Here is an 18587-nt window from a genome sequence, read left to right as displayed (position 1 = left end):
TTATTAACTTATAACGACCCTTTATCAGAAAAGTATAGATAAGACTACAGTGAATCAACCAATCTACTCAATTATTATTCCCGTCTATAACGAACAAGAGAATCTCTTGGAAATGTACAAACGTCTGAGTATTGTCATGGAGCAATTAGACGGTGATGCTGAGTTGATTTTAATCGATGATGGCAGCCGCGATCGCTCTCTTTCCATGATGCGGGAATTCCATGAATCTGATCCACGGGTACGTTATCTGAGCTTTGCTCGCAATTTTGGTCATCAAATCGCCGTAACAGCTGGTTTAAACCATGCTCAAGGTCGAGCTATCATCGTCATGGATGCAGATTTACAAGATCCGCCAGAATTAATCTTTAGAATGATTAATAAGTGGCATCAGGGCTATGAGGTAGTTTACGCTCAACGCACATCTCGCAAGCAGGAAAATTGGTTTAAACGTTTTACCGCATATATTTTTTACCGGATTTTGCAGTTACTATCCGATGTCAATATTCCCCCAGATACGGGCGATTTCTGTTTAATGGATCGCCAAGTGGTAAATGTTTTAAATGCGATGCCAGAACGTAATCGTTATATTCGTGGTTTACGTGCTTGGGTAGGTTTTCGTCAAACTAGTGTGCTTTTTGAGCGCGATCCTCGTTTTGCAGGTGAAGTCAAATATACCTTTCATAAGTCCTGGGTATTGGCAATTAATGGTATTATTTCCCTATCTCAAGTCCCTCTGAGACTGGCAACCTATTTAGGTTTAGCCTCAGCCGTGATTGCTTTATTAATGATTTGTCTGGTTCTTTATTGGCGTTTATCTTCCTTGGCTTCTCCCTTAATTGGATATACCCTGATTACGATTGCTTTGTTTTTCCTGGGTTCTGTACAATTATTTTGTATTGGTATTTTAGGTGAATATATTGGTCGAATTTATGAGGAAGTCAAAGGTCGTCCAATTTATACGGTGAAAGAAGTTGGGGGTTTAAGTGCCCTATCTCAAACAGATAATTCTCGTCACCCTAATAAAATGTCTTTGTAACCATCATTATGATAATTATGCATTGCAATCTTTTGAAAAATAGGATGGTATGACACCACAAGAATTTTTTTTACTTTTGGCATCAGTTTTGGCAAGTGTTGCCGGACAGTTTTTTTTAAAATTAGGTGCTGCCAAATTAGGCAGATTTCAATTAGCTAATTCTGTGAGTCATATTTTCGGAATTCTCACCATACCAGAACTGTTAATCGGATTATCTTGTTATGCCTTAGGTGCAATAGCTTATATCTTATTATTAACTAGAGTCAAGTTGAGTGTTGCCGGACCTTCTGCTTCCTTAGTGTATGTCTTCTCTGTAGTTTTAGGATATTTTATTTTTAAAGAATCTATTCCTTTATTTCGGCTAGCAGGTTTAGGTTTGATTGTGACAGGGGTTATTTTAGTTGTCTGGCAAAAATAAATGACTGGGTTAAAATAATTCGTAATTCGTAATTCGTAATTCGTAATGCTCCCTTCGGGAGAGCTGAGTCGCAGAGCGACACGCTGCGCGTTTACGTAGTATAGCGAAGCTAACGCTAACGTCATTCGTAATTTGTAATTACGCTTTATGATGGGGATTTAAACCCCGACACAAAACACGCTGCTTATAGAAGCTCTTTACTTAAACCCCCAAAGTTGGTTAAGGCAATAGGAGGGAGATTTGCAGAGATTGATTTGGGTTGAGTTAGTCAACAACTCTATTTTTATCCACCCTCAAATACCTATTTTATATTCCAAATTTCCAGCAGATTTCTCTATATTTTGCTTAAAGCATCTGAATCGGGTACTGTAATGAGGAAAAATTGAGCTTACCGATTACCTAGATGCAATGACTAACAAAATGCCCCGTTTAATTCCGTGGATGATCAGCATCAGTGCATTAGTTTTTTTTGTCACCAGCGTAGCACGACATCTATTATACAAATCCACAGCTTTTGATTTAGGTATTTTTGACCAAGCAGTATATTTGATTAGCCAGGGGTTAAACCCTATTTCGAGTTACATGGGTTATCACATCCTAGGTGATCATGCAGCATTTATTTTTTATCCTATAGCAGCACTGTATAAAATATATCCTAGTGTTTATTGGCTATTTGCTCTACAAGCAATTAGTCTAGCTGGGGCAGCCCTGCCATTATGGTATTTATGTTTACAGGCAGGTTTGGTATCTAAACAGGCGATCGCCATAGTTGCTGCCTATCTATTGTATCCAGTAGTTTTGAATGTAAATTTATTTGATTTTCATCCAGAAGTGATGGCGGTACCTGCCTTTTTTACAGCCATATTATGGGCAAGAGCGGGTAAAATCTGGGGATTTATTGCTAGTGTCATCTGGATTTTGAGTTGTAAAGCTGTATTATCCCTAACAGTTTTGGCAATGGGAGTATGGTTACTAATTTTTGAAAAACGTAGATGGTGTGGAGCGATCGCCATTGCTTTGGGTATCTCCTGGTTTTTAATTAGCACCCAAGTGATTATCCCCTCTTTCAGTGGCAAGGAAGCAGCAGCAGTCGGACGTTTTGCCTACCTCGGAAATTCAGTACAGGAAATAGCGATGAATTTAATCCTGAAACCGGGGGCGGTTTGGGGCAAAATCTTGTCATGGGAAAATTTTGGCTATCTGATTCTGTTACTATCACCCGTCATTTGGGGAATCTCTAGGGTAGCTTTACCCCCCTTAGTTGCAGCTATTCCCTGTGTGGCAATTAACATCCTTGCCGATTATCAACCTCAAAAAGATTTGGTGCATCAGTACTCACTACCCGCATTACCATTTTTGATGGTTGCGCTGATAGCCAGTTTAGCTGCCAATCGGACATGGGTAAAAAGTCCGAGAATCATTATTATATGGTCTGTAGTGACGTTTCTCTGTTTGGCAAAATATACCCATTTTGGCGGTAGATATCTACAATGTTTGCATACCTGGCAAGCAACAAATCAGGCGATCGCCCAAATTCAAACCTCAGGAAGTGTTTCAACGACAGCAGAAATTGCCACCCATTTATCCCATCGCCAAATTATTCAAGAAGTTTACCCCCAATCCTCACCAGAACAACTGCAAGAGTTTGACTATATATTATTAAACACCTGTCGTCCCGATTGGCTGAGTCGTGGAGGTTTTGCGACTAATTTAGTAAAACAATTAAAAAATCAGCCAGAATTTAATTTGATATATGCTCAAGATGAGGTTTATTTATTTACTTCCCAGCGAAAGCAATCCCAGCCAAAGAAATAGTTATATTCGGTTGGTGAATCATGGAAAATAAAAAATCCATTTCCCATTACTCATCACTCATTCCCTATTATCTTAATTTTACTAGCCGCAAGAGTCGCCTTTTCCCTAGCATCGGTAATACTATCTCCCTTAGCTAAAGCTACTCCCATACGACGGTAGGGGTGAGCGCTGGGTTTACCAAATAAACGAATGTCTACATCAACTTCCTGGAGTGCTGTTTCTACTCCGACAAAAGCCACATTGTCAAGTTTCTCTTCCGCTAAAATGACTGCACTTGCAGCATAACCTAACTGTTGAATTTGGGGAATTGGTAAACCTAAAACTGCCCGTAAATGTAATTCAAACTCATTCAAGTTTTGGGAAATCAATGTCACCATTCCTGTATCGTGGGGACGGGGAGAAAGCTCGGAAAATATCACTTCTTCAGTTGTAATAAAAAACTCCACACCGAAGATTCCCGCACCACCTAGAGCATCAGTGACTTTCTTGGCGATCGCCTCTGCTTCTAAAATTTTTTCTGAAGAGATTGCTGCTGGTTGCCAAGACTCTTGATAATCCCCCCTTTCCTGTCGATGACCAATTGGTGAACAGAAAATGGTAGGAGCATTCCATTGTTTGATTGTTAATAATGTAATCTCAATTTCAAAGTCAATAAATTCTTCCACAATCACTTTTTGACTATCACCACGGGAACCCGCGATCGCATAGTTCCAAGCTGTTTCTACTTCCGTATTTTCCCTAACAACCGATTGCCCTTTACCGGAGGAAGACATTACTGGTTTAACTACATTTGGAAAACCAATTTCTGCACTTACTGCTATCAATTCTTCCAAAGTTGATGCATACCCATACTTCGCAGTTCTTATCCCTAATTCATGATGGGCTAACTCTCTAATTCTATCCCGATTCATGGTGTAATTAGTCGCTGCTGCCGTAGGAATTACCGTAATTCCCCTTTCCTCAAATTCCACTAATTTCTCAGTTCTAATTGCCTCAATTTCGGGGATAATTAAATCAGGTTGATACTTATTGACAACCCTATCTAAATCCTCTGCACTCAGCATCGAAATTACCTCAGCAACATCAGCAACTTGCATTGCCGGAGCGTTAGCATAACGGTCAACAGCAATAATATAATTACCCAGACGTTGAGCTGCAATTACAAATTCCTTACCCAGTTCACCAGAACCAAGTAACATCAATTTTTTGGGTAGTTTTATTGCTCCGTCCATGATTGGCAAATTCTCTTTTTTTACTGCTTTTACCCATCATCCGATGAAGTTATAAACCTTGCGCCACGATTTTGTAAATCTTTACGTTGCCATACCGTTAAACCAATTCCTTGACCTAGACAACAATCAATCACCAAAGTCTGATGCCAAATGCTTTCATTTAATGTTGCACCAGTTAAATTTGCCTGTCTTAAATCTGCTCCGGTAAAATTTGCAAAGATTAAGTCAGCATTTATTAAACTACAACCCTGAAGGTTTGCCTCTGTAAAATTTCCTCGAATAAAATTACTATCATCTAAAATTAAGCCAGATAAATCAGCATTTTTTAGCATGGGAAATTTGACTCTTTCCGGATTTTCCAAAAATCTCATGACACAGTTAATATTCCCTTCCTGTAACTGGAGTTTTGTTAAAAAGTGATAGCGAGCAATTCCTAATTTTTCTAATGTTAATAATCTTTCCTCTGGGGGAGCTAATAAAAAATTGATAGCAGTTTGACGCAATGAAGGTTGGGAAATGTCTAACATCTCATCCCATTAGTGATGTTTATATTTGATGATTTTAGCGAAAACCAGGGTCAAGTTTCCAGCCTATCAGCTATCATCGAATAGTTACATTTTTACCAAACCTTCAGGAATACTCATTTAACAATGTGATTATCTAATATGGGGAAATGACTCAGAAAATTATATTCATGGATAAATAATACTGCATACATCATGATCAAAAAATTTAGGCTTCATCCCCGGATAATTATCATTATTGCTTGCTTCGGATTCGGGGCGATCGCCCTTATTAGCTATATTTCTTTCTTTACTTATTTCCTGAGAGTCAGAAATATCGATATCACTGATATTAATGAAAAATTAGCCGCCCAGGAAGCTGCCAAAATTGAAAATCCCCAGCTACAAAGTCAATTGGTAGTGGATGAGGGAAAATGGAATGATAAAGGATTAGACTCTCGATGTTTATCTTGGTCTACTAAACCCATCAGCAGTGGTTGGACTAAATACCCCAAAGATGATGATTTCTTTATCGACTATTATATACCCCCCAATAAAAAAGCTCTCATCTGCGCCACACCAGCTTATACAGTGGGACTGGTACGAAAAGTCAGAAGACCTCTAATCTATCAAGTTTACCCCACTGAATACGGTTTACGTATCCGAGTTATTATTGGTGTTTCCCTATCAAGAAAAACTTGCCAGAAAATTGCAGGGAATCCTAACTGTGCAGACTCCCTACTCTCCCAACAAGTTGTTGTCAAATACGAACCATGAACTATCCTAAAGGAAATTTAACTGTAACTTCACTGCTGCACACTGCAAAGGTAAAACTTCTTCCAAAGTTAATTCATGGTCAGATGTCAAATGGCTATTACAACAAATTGTACTGAAAAAGATTGGTTGACCAACTAACTGGGAAAAATGTTTTTCTAACAGCAGTCGAGAGGTAATATCTCCTAATAAATCGCCCAAATCCTTGGTTAACTGGTCTTTATCATCACGGTGTACCATCCTAAATTTAAACCCAGTTTCACCAACCATAGTTTTGATAGCCGCATCAAAATTATTGGGTTGACTTTGCACATAACCAAAGGATTGTGCTTCTAAAAATTCCCAAGCTTCAGGAAAAATTTCTCGAATTTTTTCTAGATAGTTTTCTGCCTGATATACCAAAGTAGCTGTTTTACAATCCATTATGCAGATGACTCCAGAGGTGAATTACAAGTAGAAATATGGGAATTGAAGATATTTTAAGGGATGATTTTCTTCAGTGAGTATAACACTGAATTCTTTGCTGGTATTATTTAGCAAAAATTATCCCAGCGTCAATAGACAGCCCGTCAAACTTGATTAAATATTGAAAATTATCAAGACTTCAGGAATAAATTTAATTAAAATACACATAACCACATTCAACTTCAATCAATTCCTAAATCTGCGGCAATTCGATGAGCGCAAGCGAAGCCAGAAAAAGCTACAGCATTCAAACCTTGACCAGGAAAAGTACTATCCCCCACACAATATAATCCGGGGATTGCTGTGCGATTAAAAGGCATTTTTAACAAACCAGGCAATTTTCTGCGGGGAATCGGACCATAAGTTCCATCTACCCTCCCTAAGAAACGTTGATGGGTGCGAGGTGTGCCAATTTCCAAGTAATCTAAGGCAGCATCTAAACCAGGAAATATTTTCTCCAGTCGAGAAATAATCCGTTCTGCTGCTGCTTCCTTTGCTGCTGCGTAATCCTGAGCAGAAAGTCCCTGCCATCGCTCAATCCAATCTGGTGTAAATGCATGGATAATATGGCATCCTGGAGGTGCTAATTCTGGATCTAAGAGGGTGGGTATGGAGACGAAAATCGTACCTTCGGCATTGGTCATATTTTGCCAATTTTCCAGCAAGATATGGTGACATTCCGTATTTTCTGGCAATAAATTCCTATCTATACCCATGTGCAAGCTGAGAAAGCTGGGTGATTTTTCATAGTTTTGCTGCCATTTTTTCTCAGTTACTGGGAGGAATTCTTGAGAAATTAGCTTAGAAAATGTATCCCAACGAGTTGCATTTGAGACAATCCGCCGACCATAAAAAATCTTGCCATCGACTAATTTGACACCAACTGCCTTCCCCTGTTGCATCAATATCTGATTTACCCTGGACTGGTATCTGATTTGACTTCCGTGAGCTAGTAAACCCTCCACCAGCTTTTCAGCAATTTGCCCTACCCCGCCTTTAGGATAGTTAACACCCCCATAGTGCCTGTCTGAGAATACCATGCCAGCGTTAATCATTGGTGTCATCTCTGCCGGAACTGTAGACCAGCAGTAGCATTCCATATCAATAAATTTCAGTAGTTGCGGGTCTTTGATGTAGCGTCGAGCAATGTCTCCCGCATTTTTCGGCAGGTAAGCTAGTAAACCGAAACAAGACCAGGGATGCTTGAAAAACATGCGTAGCAGATATTTGGGTTCTTCCAGGGAAAGTAACTCCATAGAGTTGAGGCATTTAAATACTTTCTGACATTCACCGTAGAAGCGCCGAATCCCCTGGGCTTCCTGGGGAAAATGACTAATTAAATTGTATAAAAACTGCTCGTAATCTCGGTCTACTTTCAGGTCTAATCCCTGGGGCAAGTGGTAGTGAATTTGTACAGCATCAGGGATGACTTCCAGACTCATACCTACAGCATCTAAGGCGCGAGTAAGTAAATTTGTCGTACCCCGTTGACCAAAACCGAAAATCATAGAAGCGCCGACATCAAAACGATAGCCCTGTCTGTCAAAGTAACCAGCGCTACCTCCGGGGATAAGATAGCTTTCTAGTACTAGTACTTTTGCTCCCTTGGATGCTAACTGAGTGGCTGTAACTAGACCACCTATTCCGGAACCAATGACAATTACATCGAAGGCAGAATCAGACATAGAGGAATTTCAGCTTTGAGACTGGAAGAACAGCAATAATTATCCCAAATTGTGGTGTCCCTATCCCTGCTTCTGTTTTCCCTATTCTTCCTCACTCAAGAAAAAAAGAGGGACAAGCCTGCGATCGCTGGCTGATCCCGTCTGCCGATCCTTAAAGAGAGGAGAACACTAATCAGTAATATAAAGTCATTGATAATAAATGTCAACTACTAATGAAAGTATTTAGCAATAGCCTGAAATTTGTTGTTGACTTTTGCTTAGACTCGATTGCTTCTTTCCCCCAATTCCGCCTTATATTTAGTCAGTCGCACACAGGAAAGAGTATGATGATGTTTCAGTTGTTTTACAGTTTACTAAGCGCCTATTTTCGGTTATGACGCAACAATTGCGTGTTTATGTTCCACCCCATCCCTTAATCAAGCATTGGCTGGCTGTAGCCCGTGATGCTGCTACACCCTCAGTTTTATTTCGCAGTGCGATGACTGAACTAGGGCGTTGGTTAACCTATGAAGCTGCCCGCGAATGGTTAGCGACTCAAGATGCCACAGTACAAACTCCTTTGGGGGTTGCACCCGCAACGCTGATTAATCCTGAAGTTCCTATGGCAGTAGTACCAATCCTGCGGGCGGGTTTAGGGTTACTAGAAGGGGCGCAGACATTGCTGCCATTAGCATCTATTTACCATTTAGGCTTGGTGCGAAATGAGCAAACTCTTCAACCTATGTGTTATTTGAATAAGTTGCCAGAAAAATTTGACCCTGAAACTAGGGTGTTAATTACTGACCCGATGTTAGCCACAGGTGGGTCGATGATGGCAACAATGCATGAATTGATACAAAGGGGTGTAGACCCAAGTTTAACCAGAATTGTCTGTGTAGTGGCTGCTCCACCAGCGCTACAGAAATTAAGTGCTGCTTATCCTGGTTTGATTATTTACGCTGCTACTATTGATGAGGAGGTTAATGATCAGGGGTTTATTCTTCCTGGTTTAGGAGATGCCGGCGATCGCATTTTTGGGACTTAAGCTAGGATGCAGCTAGGAATAAACAGTGGCTTAACAAAACAAAAATGCTGCGTTTAGATATGGTGGTAAACATATGAGTCAGCGAGATGGTTTTGCAAGTGGTTTTTTAGCCGGAGCGATATTCGGCGGAGTCGTCGGAGGAGTTTTAGGAGTAGTACTCACTTCTCGACGGGATGAAGCATTAGAGGAGGATGAGCAGCAAGCTGTATCCAATTCTCTAGAAGGGAAAAAAGCTTTAATTAAAAGAAAGCAGATGAAAGCCGTGCAAACAGAGGGTATGGATATGGAGGTGGCACGGCGATCGCTAGAAGATAAAATTGCTCAGTTGAATGCCACAATTGATGAAGTTCGGCAGCAATTAGGTAGTGTCAATGGAAGCGGGAGTTCACAACAGGTAGAGCGAGCTGCATCGTCATCCCTGATCAGGGAGTAAGCATTCCTTTGACGTAACTTCGCAACCAGGACGCTCTTACCTACCTTAAAATCAAAATAAGACTGTTATTAACACTTAATCGAGAAAAGACTCACCCATGTATTTACTAATCACCACCCTAGCGACTTTCATCCAAATTTACAGCACCTTACTGATTATCCGTGTTCTCTTGACTTGGTTTCCCAATATTAATTGGTACAATCAACCCTTTGCAGCTTTAAGTCAAATCAGCGATCCCTATCTAAACCTCTTCCGTAATATTATTCCCCCCATTGGCGGTATGGATTTTTCTCCCATTCTTGCCTTTTTAGCCTTGAATATTGCTGGTAGTCTTGTTGGTAGCCTCGCAGCTTTACCACTACCTAACTTTTAAGAGATTTTCCCATTCATATTTTCCAAAGACGCTTGTTGAGAGCGTCTTTATTATTGGGAATTTTTCATTCCTCTGGAATATAGGAATAGGGTTTTGCTAAAAGCTAGTTTTCAGCTATCAACCATCACCGACTTCACTTACATCCCAAAGACTCACGGGTAGAGACACCTGTTTTAGGGTTGACTCCACTAGCAGTGAGACAAAGTTTATTGACTTCAGTAATATCGAGGATTGCATTGGTAAAATCAGCACCAGTCACATCCACATCGTCAAAACGAGAACGTAACATCATTGCATCTGAGAGAATTGCGTCACTCAAATTTGCCCCTTTGAATTCTACTAAATAGGCAATACCATTACTGAAATCCATCCCATGCATATTTACTCCCTTCAGCAAAGAACCATTAAATACACCCCCACGTAAATCAGAGTTGCTGAAGTTAGCATTTTCTAATTTGACATTGGTATATTCCATACCTACTAAACTTTGCCCAGAGAAATCCTGATCGACGATACGTTGTACTTTCATCGTACCTGTAACACCTGATGAACTCGCTGCTTCTGCGGATAGAGGAAACAAAAACAACACAAGCATTAGAATAAAACCAGCCAAGATTTGCCCACACTTCATAACTTTGACTTAATAAAACTCAATAATTCCACATTAATACTAGTACAACACAGGTGTGCTTATGAACCAAATTCACCGAGTGGCGATCGCTGGGGGAACCCATGGCAACGAGTTTATTGGTGCTTACTTAGTGCAAAAGTTGACTCAGTTTCCCCACCTCATCCAAAGAAGAAGTTTTGAAACCATTACTTTTCTTGCCAATCCCCAAGCATTTCAAGCCGTCAGAAGATATATTGATACAGACTTGAATCGCTGTTTTTTGCCCCAAGATTTACAAGATGAGAGCAAAAATAGTTATGAGGAACAACTTGCAAAGTCAATATCCGAGAAATTAGTTCGCAATTCCACAACGCGGACAGATTTTATTTTAGATTTGCATAGCACCACATCGAATATGGGATTGACAATTATCTTGGATAATCATCATCCCTTTAATTTCAAAATTGCTGCCCTCTTGCAACAAATTAATCCCTTGGTTAAAATCTATGCTTGCTCCTTTGATGCTACCGCAAAAAGCCCTTTCCTGAATTCTTTATGTGAGTTAGGATTTGCTATTGAGGTAGGTGCTATTCCCCAGGGTGTGTTACTGGCAAATTTATTTCAGCAAACCGAAACTTTAGTTTATCAAGTTCTAGATTTACTAGATAAACTTAACCTAGGAGAAAATCTCACAATTAATCAACCCATAACCACCTATAAACACCTCACTCATATAGATTATCCTAGAGATAAGCACGGGAATCTTGCAGCAATGGTACATCCTAATTTACAAAATCGGGATTATGAACCATTACACCCAGGAGAACCGATGTTTATTACCTTTGATAACCATGAGATTCTCTATGAAGGTGAATCAATAGTTTACCCAGTCTTTATTAATGAAGCAGCTTATTATGAAAAAAATATTGCGATGTGCTTCACTGAAAAAAATGAGGTTTATCTAGATAGCGAAATATAGCAGATAAGTAGAGATAGCATTAATATCTGCAATTATAGTGAAGCTGTCATTGTTGTTTATGAGTAAATCATGGCAAGAGAATATGCTGTAAATGGAATTATTCTTATGCAAATCAGGTTATTTCAAGAGCAAGATAGTTCACAAATTGCTCTTTTATTTCATCAAACTGTACGAGAAGTGAATATCTCTGATTACTCCCCCAATCAAGTACAAGCATGGGCACCAGATGACATAAATTTTCGGGATTGGAGCAAAATTTGCTCAGAAAGATTTACTTTTGTCGCAGATAATAGGGGAGAAATTGCAGGTTTCGGAGAGTTAGAAGCCAATGGACATATTGATTGTTTCTATTGCCATAAAAGTTATCAACGAATGGGAGTTGGAAGGAAGATTTATGCAGCCATTGAAGGGAAAGCTCTGGAGCTAGGAATTCAGCGCTTGTATTCAGAAGTCAGTATTACAGCCAAGCCATTTTTTCAACACTTAGGTTTTATGGTGGTACAAAAGCAAGAGGTAGAATGTCGAGGGGAGACTTTTATTAATTATGTTATGGAGAAATATCTGTAGGGATGATTTATCAAATAAATCTGAAATTGGCGCATGAGATTTTGAGAAAGTGATAAAGCGCAACTAGAAACATTTTTATGGACTTGTTTTTTCAATCAACTATTCAAATTAACACTCCTAGGAATCTAGTATTAATAAATTTCCAGGAGTGATATAAACTTTTTGCAAATATCTATTCGACTGGTTTAGCAATATCTCCGACTTTAAATCTACCACCCGAAAGAATTTTGCCTACACTAGATTCAGCATCAGCCTCGGTAATTTCAATCATACCCATAGGCTGGGTAACTTGACGAATTATCTTACCTGTGGAAGGATCTTTAACTTGTCTTGTCACCCGTTCAATAGATAATTTCATTCCCTGTTGAAAACCTTCCGTCGTACCTTTGTTCAGAATCACTGTATTCCCAGCGATATCCGCAACTAAAGCATTAATTCTCGGTACCGCTCTGGGTGCAGCAGCTAATTTTGTCGAACCTGTATTTAATTTTTCTACCACTTGATTGATTGCATCAACGGTAGCATTTGTCAATAATTTGGCTTCTTTGCGAGAACTGGTATCAACTCCGTAACCACGAATATTAATTGAACCGTCTCCGCGACTGGATGAACCATTTCCCTCGGCAGTCATTAGGATTTCTGCGGTGCTGGTATTGACTAAACGCACATTTAATTTGACGTTTGCCTTAGTTTGTCCACCACCAACTCTACCAATAAAGGGAACATTGACACCCCCACCATCTTGTTCAATGTTAAAACCTGTAACAGAGCCAATCAAAATAGTATCAACACCCAGGATTTTACCAATTTGTGCGGCAGTAGTAGCATCGACTCTGCCAGATAATCCAAAATTCTGTTCTCTGAGAATTGCGTCAATTTTACTACGTTCAATGACTGTGAAATTGCCACCTTCGACTAATTTATTCACCATGATGTCACTGACACCCTTGGCATTGCCATCTAACCACCATCTCCACTCGTTGGCAACGCTGCTATATTCAAAGTCGAGAACAGCGATGCGCGGTTTTTGCTTAACATTGGATTTCAGGTGACTTACGGATGTATTAAAGGATTTGGCAGGAATAACTTTTTCTTTTGCTGATACTTGGGAAATACTTCCCAGGTTAATTGTCATCAGTAAGCTGGCAAACGCCAAAGATAAGGTGACTCTGGGTTGGAGGGAATTTTTCAGTAAAGATTTATTTACATTAAACATGAGTTGCAGGTAAGTACTGAGATTATGCATTGTGTGATGACTCGCAAGTTTCAGAGCTTATTGATGATATTTCTGAGAAAGCTGGAAATAGATACGCCCCTATGCAGCCTTATATATACTTATCATTGGCGATCGCCAATTTTACGCAGGTAAGTGACAGTATTTGCACAATCTTCATCAATACTTGAAGCTATCAGTATAAATACCGGGATTGTCCAGGCGTTTGACTGTTAACTGCTGATACTTCTGCTCCCTGGATGTGTGATATTTACAACCCACAAATCAAGCACAAGAATACGATAACTTTGTATTTCTTTACATTATTCCGTTGAGCTAAATTAGGAATTTTTCCTATATAAATCTATGATTACTATTACTTTTCTAAGGTCTTGAAATACCAAGAATAGACCTATGGTTATCATCAATATTCTCGCAGAAATCTTGTGATTATTTCCACCAGGAATAACTAAGTTGACATTATTTAATAGCTTTAAGTCTATGCGACCAATAAACCTTTTGCATAGCATAGACCAAAGATAATACAAACAATAGATTCAAATCTATCCATCAATAGTTACAAGGCTATTTTGAGAATCATCATAAACTTTTACTTATATGAGTAATCTAATATTTATTTTAAAAATGGCAGTTGGAAATGAACCAAATTGACATTAAAGCTTGTAAACTAATTTCAACGCAGAATTAAATTCAGACAAAGGGCAAACAATTATCGATTTTCATATATGTGATTAAAGAGCCACCTCAATTTGAGTCTGGCTTAGGTTCACATATCTAAAACTGCAAATCTGCCTTTTTCAGCAAGGAATATCTGGTTTTCTTGCTTGCTTGTCATGCCTAAAAATGCAAATTAGGAGAGGGGAAACTATGAGTGATTTTTTCAACCATCTGACTCGACGCAAGTTTATTATCACCGCTGGAGCTTCTGCTGGTGCAGTGTTTCTTAAAGGTTGTTTAGGCAATCCTCCAGAAACTGGAAATACAACTACTTCCCAAACAACTGCCCAACCTGTGGCAAATATTAGCCCAGAACAAGCCCCAGAAACACCAAATGTCAAGTTAGGATATATTCCGATTGTTGAGTCAGCTCCCTTAATTATTGCCAAGGAAAAAGGCTTCTTTGCAAAATATGGCATGACAGGAGTAGATTTAGCCAAACAAGCTTCCTGGGGTTCTGCCAGAGATAACGTAGAAATTGGTTCTGCTGGGGGTGGAATTGATGGTGGACAATGGCAAATGCCCATGCCCCATTTAATCACTGAAGGTTTAATTACTAAAGGGAATCAGAAGATTCCAATGTATGTATTGGCGCAATTAATCACCCATGGAAATGGGATTGCGATCGCCAATAAACATCAAGGAAAAGGTATAGGTTTAAAACTGGATGGAGCCAAAGCTTTATTTAGCCAGCTCAAATCTACAACAACTCCTTTTACCGCAGCTTTCACCTTCCCCCACGTTAACCAAGATTTATGGATTCGTTATTGGTTAGCTGCTGGTGGAATTGACCCCGATAGTGATGTGAAGTTGTTGACAGTACCAGCTGCTCAAACCGTAGCGAATATGAAAACAGGCAGTATGGATGCGTTCAGCACAGGTGACCCATGGCCCTACCGTTTGGTGAAAGATAAGATTGGTTTCATGGCAGCATTGACAGCAGAAATTTGGAAAGCGCATCCAGAAGAATATTTTGCGATGCGTGCAGATTGGGTAGACAAAAATCCCAAAGCCACCAAAGCACTGCTCAAAGGTATCATGGAAGCCCAACAGTGGTTAGATAATTTTGACAACCGCAAGGAAGCAGCACAAATTTTATCGGGAAGAAATTACTTCAATCTGCCTGCTGATATCTTAGACAACCCATACCAAGGTAAATACGATATGGGAGATGGTAGAACCATTGATGATAAAACCATGGCTGCTTACTACTGGAAAGATTCCAAAGGTAGTGTTTCCTATCCTTACCAAAGCCATGACTTATGGTTTATTACCGAGAATGTCCGTTGGGGATTCTTACCTAAGGATTACCTAGATAATGGTGCGACGAAAGCTAAAGAATTAATCAAAAAAGTCAACCGCGAAGATATTTGGAAGCAAGCAGCCACAGAATTAGGAATAGCTGCCGCAGATATCCCCACCTCCACATCTCGCGGTGTCGAAGAATTCTTCGATGGTGTAAAATTTGACCCAGAGAAACCAGAAGAATATCTCAAGAGCTTGAAAATCAAGAAAGTACAAGTTTAGTAATTTAGTTCCGATTGTCTGAAAATATCCCCAAAGTCTTAAAATCAAGGAAAGTATCAACCCATGGTGACAGCAACAAGGCGCAATTCTCAAGGCTTAGATAATAGCTTTTTAGTAAAATTACAGAAACAACTTCCCAATCTCATCCCTCCAGCGATCGCCATTTTAGTTTTCCTGGCAATTTGGCAATTATTTTCCTTACTCCCTGGAGCAACCTTACCTGGTCCGATTCAAGTTGTTCAAGATACTTGGATATTAATTCTCTATCCTTTCTATGATAAGGGTGGTATTGATAAAGGGTTGTTCTGGCAAGTATTTGCTAGCTTACAAAGGGTTGTGATTAGCTACACCCTAGCGGCAATTGTTGGTATTGGGGTCGGGATTTTAATTGGTGTCAACAAAACCATGTCTAAAGCCCTTGACCCATTGTTCCAACTACTGAGAACTGTACCACCTTTAGCATGGGTTCCGATTTCCTTAGCCGCATTACGACAAAACGAACCCGCCGCATTATTTGTAATTTTCATCACAGCAATTTGGCCCATCCTGATTAACACTGCCGTGGGTGTCACCCAAATTCCCCAGGACTATAACAACGTTGCCAAAGTACTACAATTAAGTCAAAAAGAGTACTTTTTAAACATTCTGATTCCCTCAGCTTTACCCTATATCTTCACTGGCTTGAGAATTGCCATCGGTTTAGCTTGGTTAGCGATTATCGCAGCAGAAATCGTTATGTCTGGTATTGTCGGTATTGGTTTCTTCATCTGGAATGCTTACCAGAATAACAACGTTAGTGAAGTAATTCTAGCTCTGATTTATATCGGTGTTGTGGGTTTGTTGCTCGACAAATTAATGGCTTGGATTCAAAACTTAATTTTACCCGCAGAGCAGAAATAGCAAGTGATAGGGGATGAAAGGATAAAAATTTCTATCCTGCATACTAATTGCCTTGCTATTGTTCAACTTGGTTGAGATTGCTACCGCTCCCCTGCTTGTCAGCAAATTAGTATCCTTATCCCCTATTCTCCAATTACCAATTACCAATTACCAATTACCAATTAGCTATTCCCCACTCCTATGAGCGTATTTGTTGCTGTTGATCAGATTGATAAGGTCTTTAATTTAACTGGTGGTGGTCAATATATTGCTCTTAAAGGTATTGACTTACAAATTAAAAAAGGTGAATTTGTTTCCTTGATTGGTCACTCCGGTTGTGGCAAATCAACTTTGCTAAATATGATTGCGGGGTTAGATTTACCAACCGAAGGTGTGGTATCCCTCGAAGGAAGCCGTATCACCAAACCGGGTCCCGATAGAATGGTGGTATTCCAGAATTATTCCCTCCTCCCTTGGCGAACAGTGCGGGAAAATATTGCCTTGGCGGTAGACTCAGTTATGGGTGGCTTACCTGCGGGAGAGCGGAAAGCTATCATTGACAGACACATTGATATGGTAGGTTTACGTCCCCATGCGGACAAACAACCAGGGATGTTATCTGGTGGACAAAAACAACGGGTAGCGATCGCCCGCGCTTTAGCGATTCGTCCGAAATTACTCCTGTTAGATGAACCCTTCGGTGCATTGGATGCTTTAACACGGGGTAATCTGCAAGAACAGTTAATGCAGATATGTGAAGAGAATGAAGTTACCGCCGTGATGGTGACTCACGATGTCGATGAAGCGGTGTTACTTTCCGATAGAATTGTCATGCTCACCAATGGACCCGAATCCAATATCGGTGACATTCTAGAAGTCGATATCCCCCGTCCTCGCAAACGTATGGAAGTCGTCGAACACCCCAGCTACTACAGCTTGCGGAGTGAAATGATTTACTTCCTCAACCAACAAAAACGTATCAAAAAATTACGTGCCAGAAAAACCAGCGCGATCGCCCGCCATGGTTTAGAAAAAGTTAACCTGGAATTAGGTTTTGTTCCCCTAACAGCTTGCGCTCCCCTGGCGATCGCCCAAGAAAAAGGATTTTTCAAAAAACACGGTTTAGATGAAGTTAGCTTAGTACGGGAAACCAGTTGGCGTGGTATTGTCGATGGTATCGCTGGTGGCTACCTGGATGCAGCACAAATGCCTTCGGGAATGCCCATTTGGTTGACCTTAGGTGGGTATAAAAATAAACCTTTGCCCGTGGTGACAGCCCTGACCATGACACGTAATGGTAACGCCATCACCCTAGCGAAAAAATTCTACGAAGAAGGGGTTCATAATCTTGCCGACTTCAAAAACTATCTTCTGCGAACCCGCGACAAGCGCCATATCATGGGGGTAGTTCACCCCTCTTCCATGCATAATTTGCTACTGCGCTACTGGTTAGCATCGGGAGGAGTTGACCCTGACCATGACGTGCACATTCAAACTATCCCTCCAGCACAGATGGTGGCTGACCTACGGGCTGGCAGTATCGATGGATACTGTGTAGGTGAACCTTGGAACGTTCGCGCCGCCGAGGAGGGACTCGGTTTCACTGCTGCCACCGACTTAGAAGTCTGGTTAGGACACCCCGGTAAAGTTCTTGGTGTTCGTGAAGACTGGGCGGAAAACTACCCCAATACCCACATTGCTTTAACTAAGGCTCTTTTAGAAGCTTGCTATTACTGTGCTCAACCAGAAAATGCTGAGGAAATCCGCCACATTTTGGCGCGTCCTGAGTATGTCAGCGCTCCTCTAGAATATATCCAACTCGGTGAACCCGGTAGCAATACCTGTGACTTAGAACATCCGATGCGGGAATATGCCCACCATCAATTCTACGGAGCATCAGCAATTAACCGTCCTAGTCGCAGTGAACAAACTTGGATTATGACTCAGTTGGCACGCTGGGGCGATACACCTTTACCTAGAAACTGGGTAGAAGTGGTAGAAAGAGTTTGTCGCGTCCGTGTCTTTAGTACTGCGGCACGGGAATTAGGTATGGATACAACCTATACTCGTCAACCTATCCAACTGTTTGATGGTACACCCTTTAATGCAGATGACCCCTTGAGTTACCTCAATAGTCTGAAGATTAAACGTGACTTCTCTGTTGCGGAAGTGATTCTCGATACGCCGAGAAGATTTGCAGCGTAACTTTAGGTGCTAGGTAACAGATAATAGGTACTAGGGAATAGAGAACATAGAATCATCGGAAAATGCTCTTCTTTCCCTATCCTTTGCCCTTTTCTCCATCCTCTTTCCCCA

The 18587-nt window shown here is 40.4% G+C and carries 18 protein-coding genes; 12 read left to right on the top strand and 6 right to left on the bottom strand.

The window, feature by feature from the left end; translation table 11 throughout:
• The first annotated feature begins 49 nt into the window (after positions 1-49).
• The 3 genes from IJ00_RS18520 (at position 50) to IJ00_RS18510 (ending at position 3269) form a co-directional block, all read left to right on the top strand.
• Entirely contained in the window at positions 50-1036 is a 987-nt protein-coding gene (locus tag IJ00_RS18520; protein ID WP_046814859.1) for a glycosyltransferase family 2 protein, read from the top strand.
• A 49-nt stretch (positions 1037-1085) separates the two neighbouring features.
• Positions 1086-1454 (top strand): EamA family transporter, encoded by a 369-nt coding sequence (locus IJ00_RS18515; protein WP_035155390.1) that lies wholly within the window; start codon positions 1086-1088, stop codon positions 1452-1454.
• A 408-nt stretch (positions 1455-1862) separates the two neighbouring features.
• A complete protein-coding gene (locus IJ00_RS18510; RefSeq protein WP_035155389.1) occupies positions 1863-3269 on the top strand; it encodes a DUF2079 domain-containing protein in 1407 nt (468 codons plus the stop codon).
• 53 nt (positions 3270-3322) lie between these two features.
• Here IJ00_RS18510 and purT read toward each other — a convergent pair whose 3' ends face one another.
• Both purT and IJ00_RS18500 read right to left on the bottom strand, forming a co-directional pair.
• Positions 3323-4501, bottom strand: coding sequence for a formate-dependent phosphoribosylglycinamide formyltransferase (purT, locus tag IJ00_RS18505; RefSeq protein ID WP_035155387.1), 1179 nt, complete (start codon positions 4499-4501; stop codon positions 3323-3325).
• Between the two features lie 29 nt (positions 4502-4530).
• Positions 4531-5028: a pentapeptide repeat-containing protein gene (locus IJ00_RS18500; RefSeq protein ID WP_035155384.1), complete on the bottom strand. Its 498-nt coding sequence runs from the start codon at positions 5026-5028 to the stop codon at positions 4531-4533.
• Between the two features lie 192 nt (positions 5029-5220).
• Between IJ00_RS18500 and IJ00_RS18495 the strand changes: the two genes are divergently transcribed.
• Positions 5221-5781, top strand: a complete 561-nt coding sequence (locus IJ00_RS18495) for a hypothetical protein (protein WP_046814858.1) — start codon at positions 5221-5223, stop codon at positions 5779-5781.
• 6 nt (positions 5782-5787) lie between these two features.
• On the opposite strand, the gene IJ00_RS18490 is transcribed toward IJ00_RS18495, so the two are convergent.
• Both IJ00_RS18490 and crtH read right to left on the bottom strand, forming a co-directional pair.
• Positions 5788-6201: a hypothetical protein gene (locus IJ00_RS18490; RefSeq protein WP_035155381.1), complete on the bottom strand. Its 414-nt coding sequence runs from the start codon at positions 6199-6201 to the stop codon at positions 5788-5790.
• A gap of 224 nt (positions 6202-6425) precedes the next feature.
• Entirely contained in the window at positions 6426-7928 is a 1503-nt protein-coding gene (gene crtH / locus IJ00_RS18485; protein ID WP_035155378.1) for a carotenoid isomerase, read from the bottom strand.
• A 373-nt stretch (positions 7929-8301) separates the two neighbouring features.
• Between crtH and upp the strand changes: the two genes are divergently transcribed.
• The 3 genes from upp (at position 8302) to IJ00_RS18470 (ending at position 9758) form a co-directional block, all read left to right on the top strand.
• The gene (gene upp / locus IJ00_RS18480) at positions 8302-8952 is read left to right on the top strand and encodes a uracil phosphoribosyltransferase (protein WP_035155376.1); all 651 of its coding nucleotides are present in this window, start codon (positions 8302-8304) and stop codon (positions 8950-8952) included.
• Between the two features lie 73 nt (positions 8953-9025).
• Positions 9026-9385 carry a hypothetical protein gene (locus tag IJ00_RS18475; RefSeq protein WP_035155373.1) on the top strand — a complete coding sequence of 120 codons (360 nt, stop codon included), beginning with the start codon at positions 9026-9028 and terminating at the stop codon, positions 9383-9385.
• A 97-nt stretch (positions 9386-9482) separates the two neighbouring features.
• Positions 9483-9758 carry a YggT family protein gene (locus IJ00_RS18470; RefSeq protein WP_035155370.1) on the top strand — a complete coding sequence of 92 codons (276 nt, stop codon included), beginning with the start codon at positions 9483-9485 and terminating at the stop codon, positions 9756-9758.
• A gap of 133 nt (positions 9759-9891) precedes the next feature.
• On the opposite strand, the gene IJ00_RS18465 is transcribed toward IJ00_RS18470, so the two are convergent.
• Entirely contained in the window at positions 9892-10389 is a 498-nt protein-coding gene (locus IJ00_RS18465) for a pentapeptide repeat-containing protein (protein WP_035155368.1), read from the bottom strand.
• 61 nt (positions 10390-10450) lie between these two features.
• Here IJ00_RS18465 and IJ00_RS18460 point away from each other — a divergent pair, with 61 nt between their 5' ends.
• On the top strand, positions 10451-11347 hold the full coding sequence (locus IJ00_RS18460) for an aspartoacylase (RefSeq protein ID WP_035155366.1): 897 nt from the start codon (positions 10451-10453) through the stop codon (positions 11345-11347).
• A gap of 69 nt (positions 11348-11416) precedes the next feature.
• Positions 11417-11914 (top strand): GNAT family N-acetyltransferase, encoded by a 498-nt coding sequence (locus IJ00_RS18455; protein WP_238178361.1) that lies wholly within the window; start codon positions 11417-11419, stop codon positions 11912-11914.
• Between the two features lie 172 nt (positions 11915-12086).
• Here the strand turns inward: IJ00_RS18455 and IJ00_RS18450 are convergent, their stop codons facing one another.
• Positions 12087-13160, bottom strand: a complete 1074-nt coding sequence (locus tag IJ00_RS18450) for a CsgG/HfaB family protein (protein WP_082127351.1) — start codon at positions 13158-13160, stop codon at positions 12087-12089.
• A gap of 855 nt (positions 13161-14015) precedes the next feature.
• On the opposite strand from IJ00_RS18450, the gene IJ00_RS18445 reads away from it, so the two are divergent.
• The 3 genes from IJ00_RS18445 (at position 14016) to IJ00_RS18435 (ending at position 18476) form a co-directional block, all read left to right on the top strand.
• Positions 14016-15392 carry a CmpA/NrtA family ABC transporter substrate-binding protein gene (locus IJ00_RS18445; RefSeq protein WP_035155363.1) on the top strand — a complete coding sequence of 459 codons (1377 nt, stop codon included), beginning with the start codon at positions 14016-14018 and terminating at the stop codon, positions 15390-15392.
• Positions 15393-15455: 63 nt separating this feature from the next.
• Positions 15456-16292, top strand: coding sequence for a nitrate ABC transporter permease (ntrB, locus tag IJ00_RS18440; protein WP_035155361.1), 837 nt, complete (start codon positions 15456-15458; stop codon positions 16290-16292).
• Positions 16293-16472: 180 nt separating this feature from the next.
• A complete protein-coding gene (locus tag IJ00_RS18435; RefSeq protein WP_035155359.1) occupies positions 16473-18476 on the top strand; it encodes a nitrate ABC transporter ATP-binding protein in 2004 nt (667 codons plus the stop codon).
• Positions 18477-18587: the final 111 nt, after the last annotated feature.

The organism is Calothrix sp. 336/3 (genome assembly GCF_000734895.2).
In the GTDB taxonomy this organism is placed as follows: domain Bacteria; phylum Cyanobacteriota; class Cyanobacteriia; order Cyanobacteriales; family Nostocaceae; genus 336-3.
The sequence above is the reverse complement of the archived record's forward strand: the minus strand, read 5'-3'. Positions and strand labels throughout refer to the sequence as shown.

What these genes read in the sequence shown, in the direction of transcription:
- IJ00_RS18515 (WP_035155390.1), top strand. Translation starts at nt 1,086, where the DNA reads ATGACACCACAAGAATTTTTTTTACTTTTGGCATCAGTTTTGGCAAGT.
- IJ00_RS18510 (WP_035155389.1), top strand. Translation starts at nt 1,863, where the DNA reads ATGACTAACAAAATGCCCCGTTTAATTCCGTGGATGATCAGCATCAGT.
- purT (WP_035155387.1), bottom strand. Translation starts at nt 4,501, where the DNA reads ATGGACGGAGCAATAAAACTACCCAAAAAATTGATGTTACTTGGTTCT.
- IJ00_RS18500 (WP_035155384.1), bottom strand. Translation starts at nt 5,028, where the DNA reads ATGTTAGACATTTCCCAACCTTCATTGCGTCAAACTGCTATCAATTTT.
- IJ00_RS18495 (WP_046814858.1), top strand. Translation starts at nt 5,221, where the DNA reads ATGATCAAAAAATTTAGGCTTCATCCCCGGATAATTATCATTATTGCT.
- IJ00_RS18490 (WP_035155381.1), bottom strand. Translation starts at nt 6,201, where the DNA reads ATGGATTGTAAAACAGCTACTTTGGTATATCAGGCAGAAAACTATCTA.
- crtH (WP_035155378.1), bottom strand. Translation starts at nt 7,928, where the DNA reads ATGTCTGATTCTGCCTTCGATGTAATTGTCATTGGTTCCGGAATAGGT.
- upp (WP_035155376.1), top strand. Translation starts at nt 8,302, where the DNA reads ATGACGCAACAATTGCGTGTTTATGTTCCACCCCATCCCTTAATCAAG.
- IJ00_RS18475 (WP_035155373.1), top strand. Translation starts at nt 9,026, where the DNA reads ATGAGTCAGCGAGATGGTTTTGCAAGTGGTTTTTTAGCCGGAGCGATA.
- IJ00_RS18470 (WP_035155370.1), top strand. Translation starts at nt 9,483, where the DNA reads ATGTATTTACTAATCACCACCCTAGCGACTTTCATCCAAATTTACAGC.
- IJ00_RS18465 (WP_035155368.1), bottom strand. Translation starts at nt 10,389, where the DNA reads ATGAAGTGTGGGCAAATCTTGGCTGGTTTTATTCTAATGCTTGTGTTG.
- IJ00_RS18460 (WP_035155366.1), top strand. Translation starts at nt 10,451, where the DNA reads ATGAACCAAATTCACCGAGTGGCGATCGCTGGGGGAACCCATGGCAAC.
- IJ00_RS18455 (WP_238178361.1), top strand. Translation starts at nt 11,417, where the DNA reads ATGGCAAGAGAATATGCTGTAAATGGAATTATTCTTATGCAAATCAGG.
- IJ00_RS18450 (WP_082127351.1), bottom strand. Translation starts at nt 13,160, where the DNA reads ATGCATAATCTCAGTACTTACCTGCAACTCATGTTTAATGTAAATAAA.
- IJ00_RS18445 (WP_035155363.1), top strand. Translation starts at nt 14,016, where the DNA reads ATGAGTGATTTTTTCAACCATCTGACTCGACGCAAGTTTATTATCACC.
- ntrB (WP_035155361.1), top strand. Translation starts at nt 15,456, where the DNA reads ATGGTGACAGCAACAAGGCGCAATTCTCAAGGCTTAGATAATAGCTTT.
- IJ00_RS18435 (WP_035155359.1), top strand. Translation starts at nt 16,473, where the DNA reads ATGAGCGTATTTGTTGCTGTTGATCAGATTGATAAGGTCTTTAATTTA.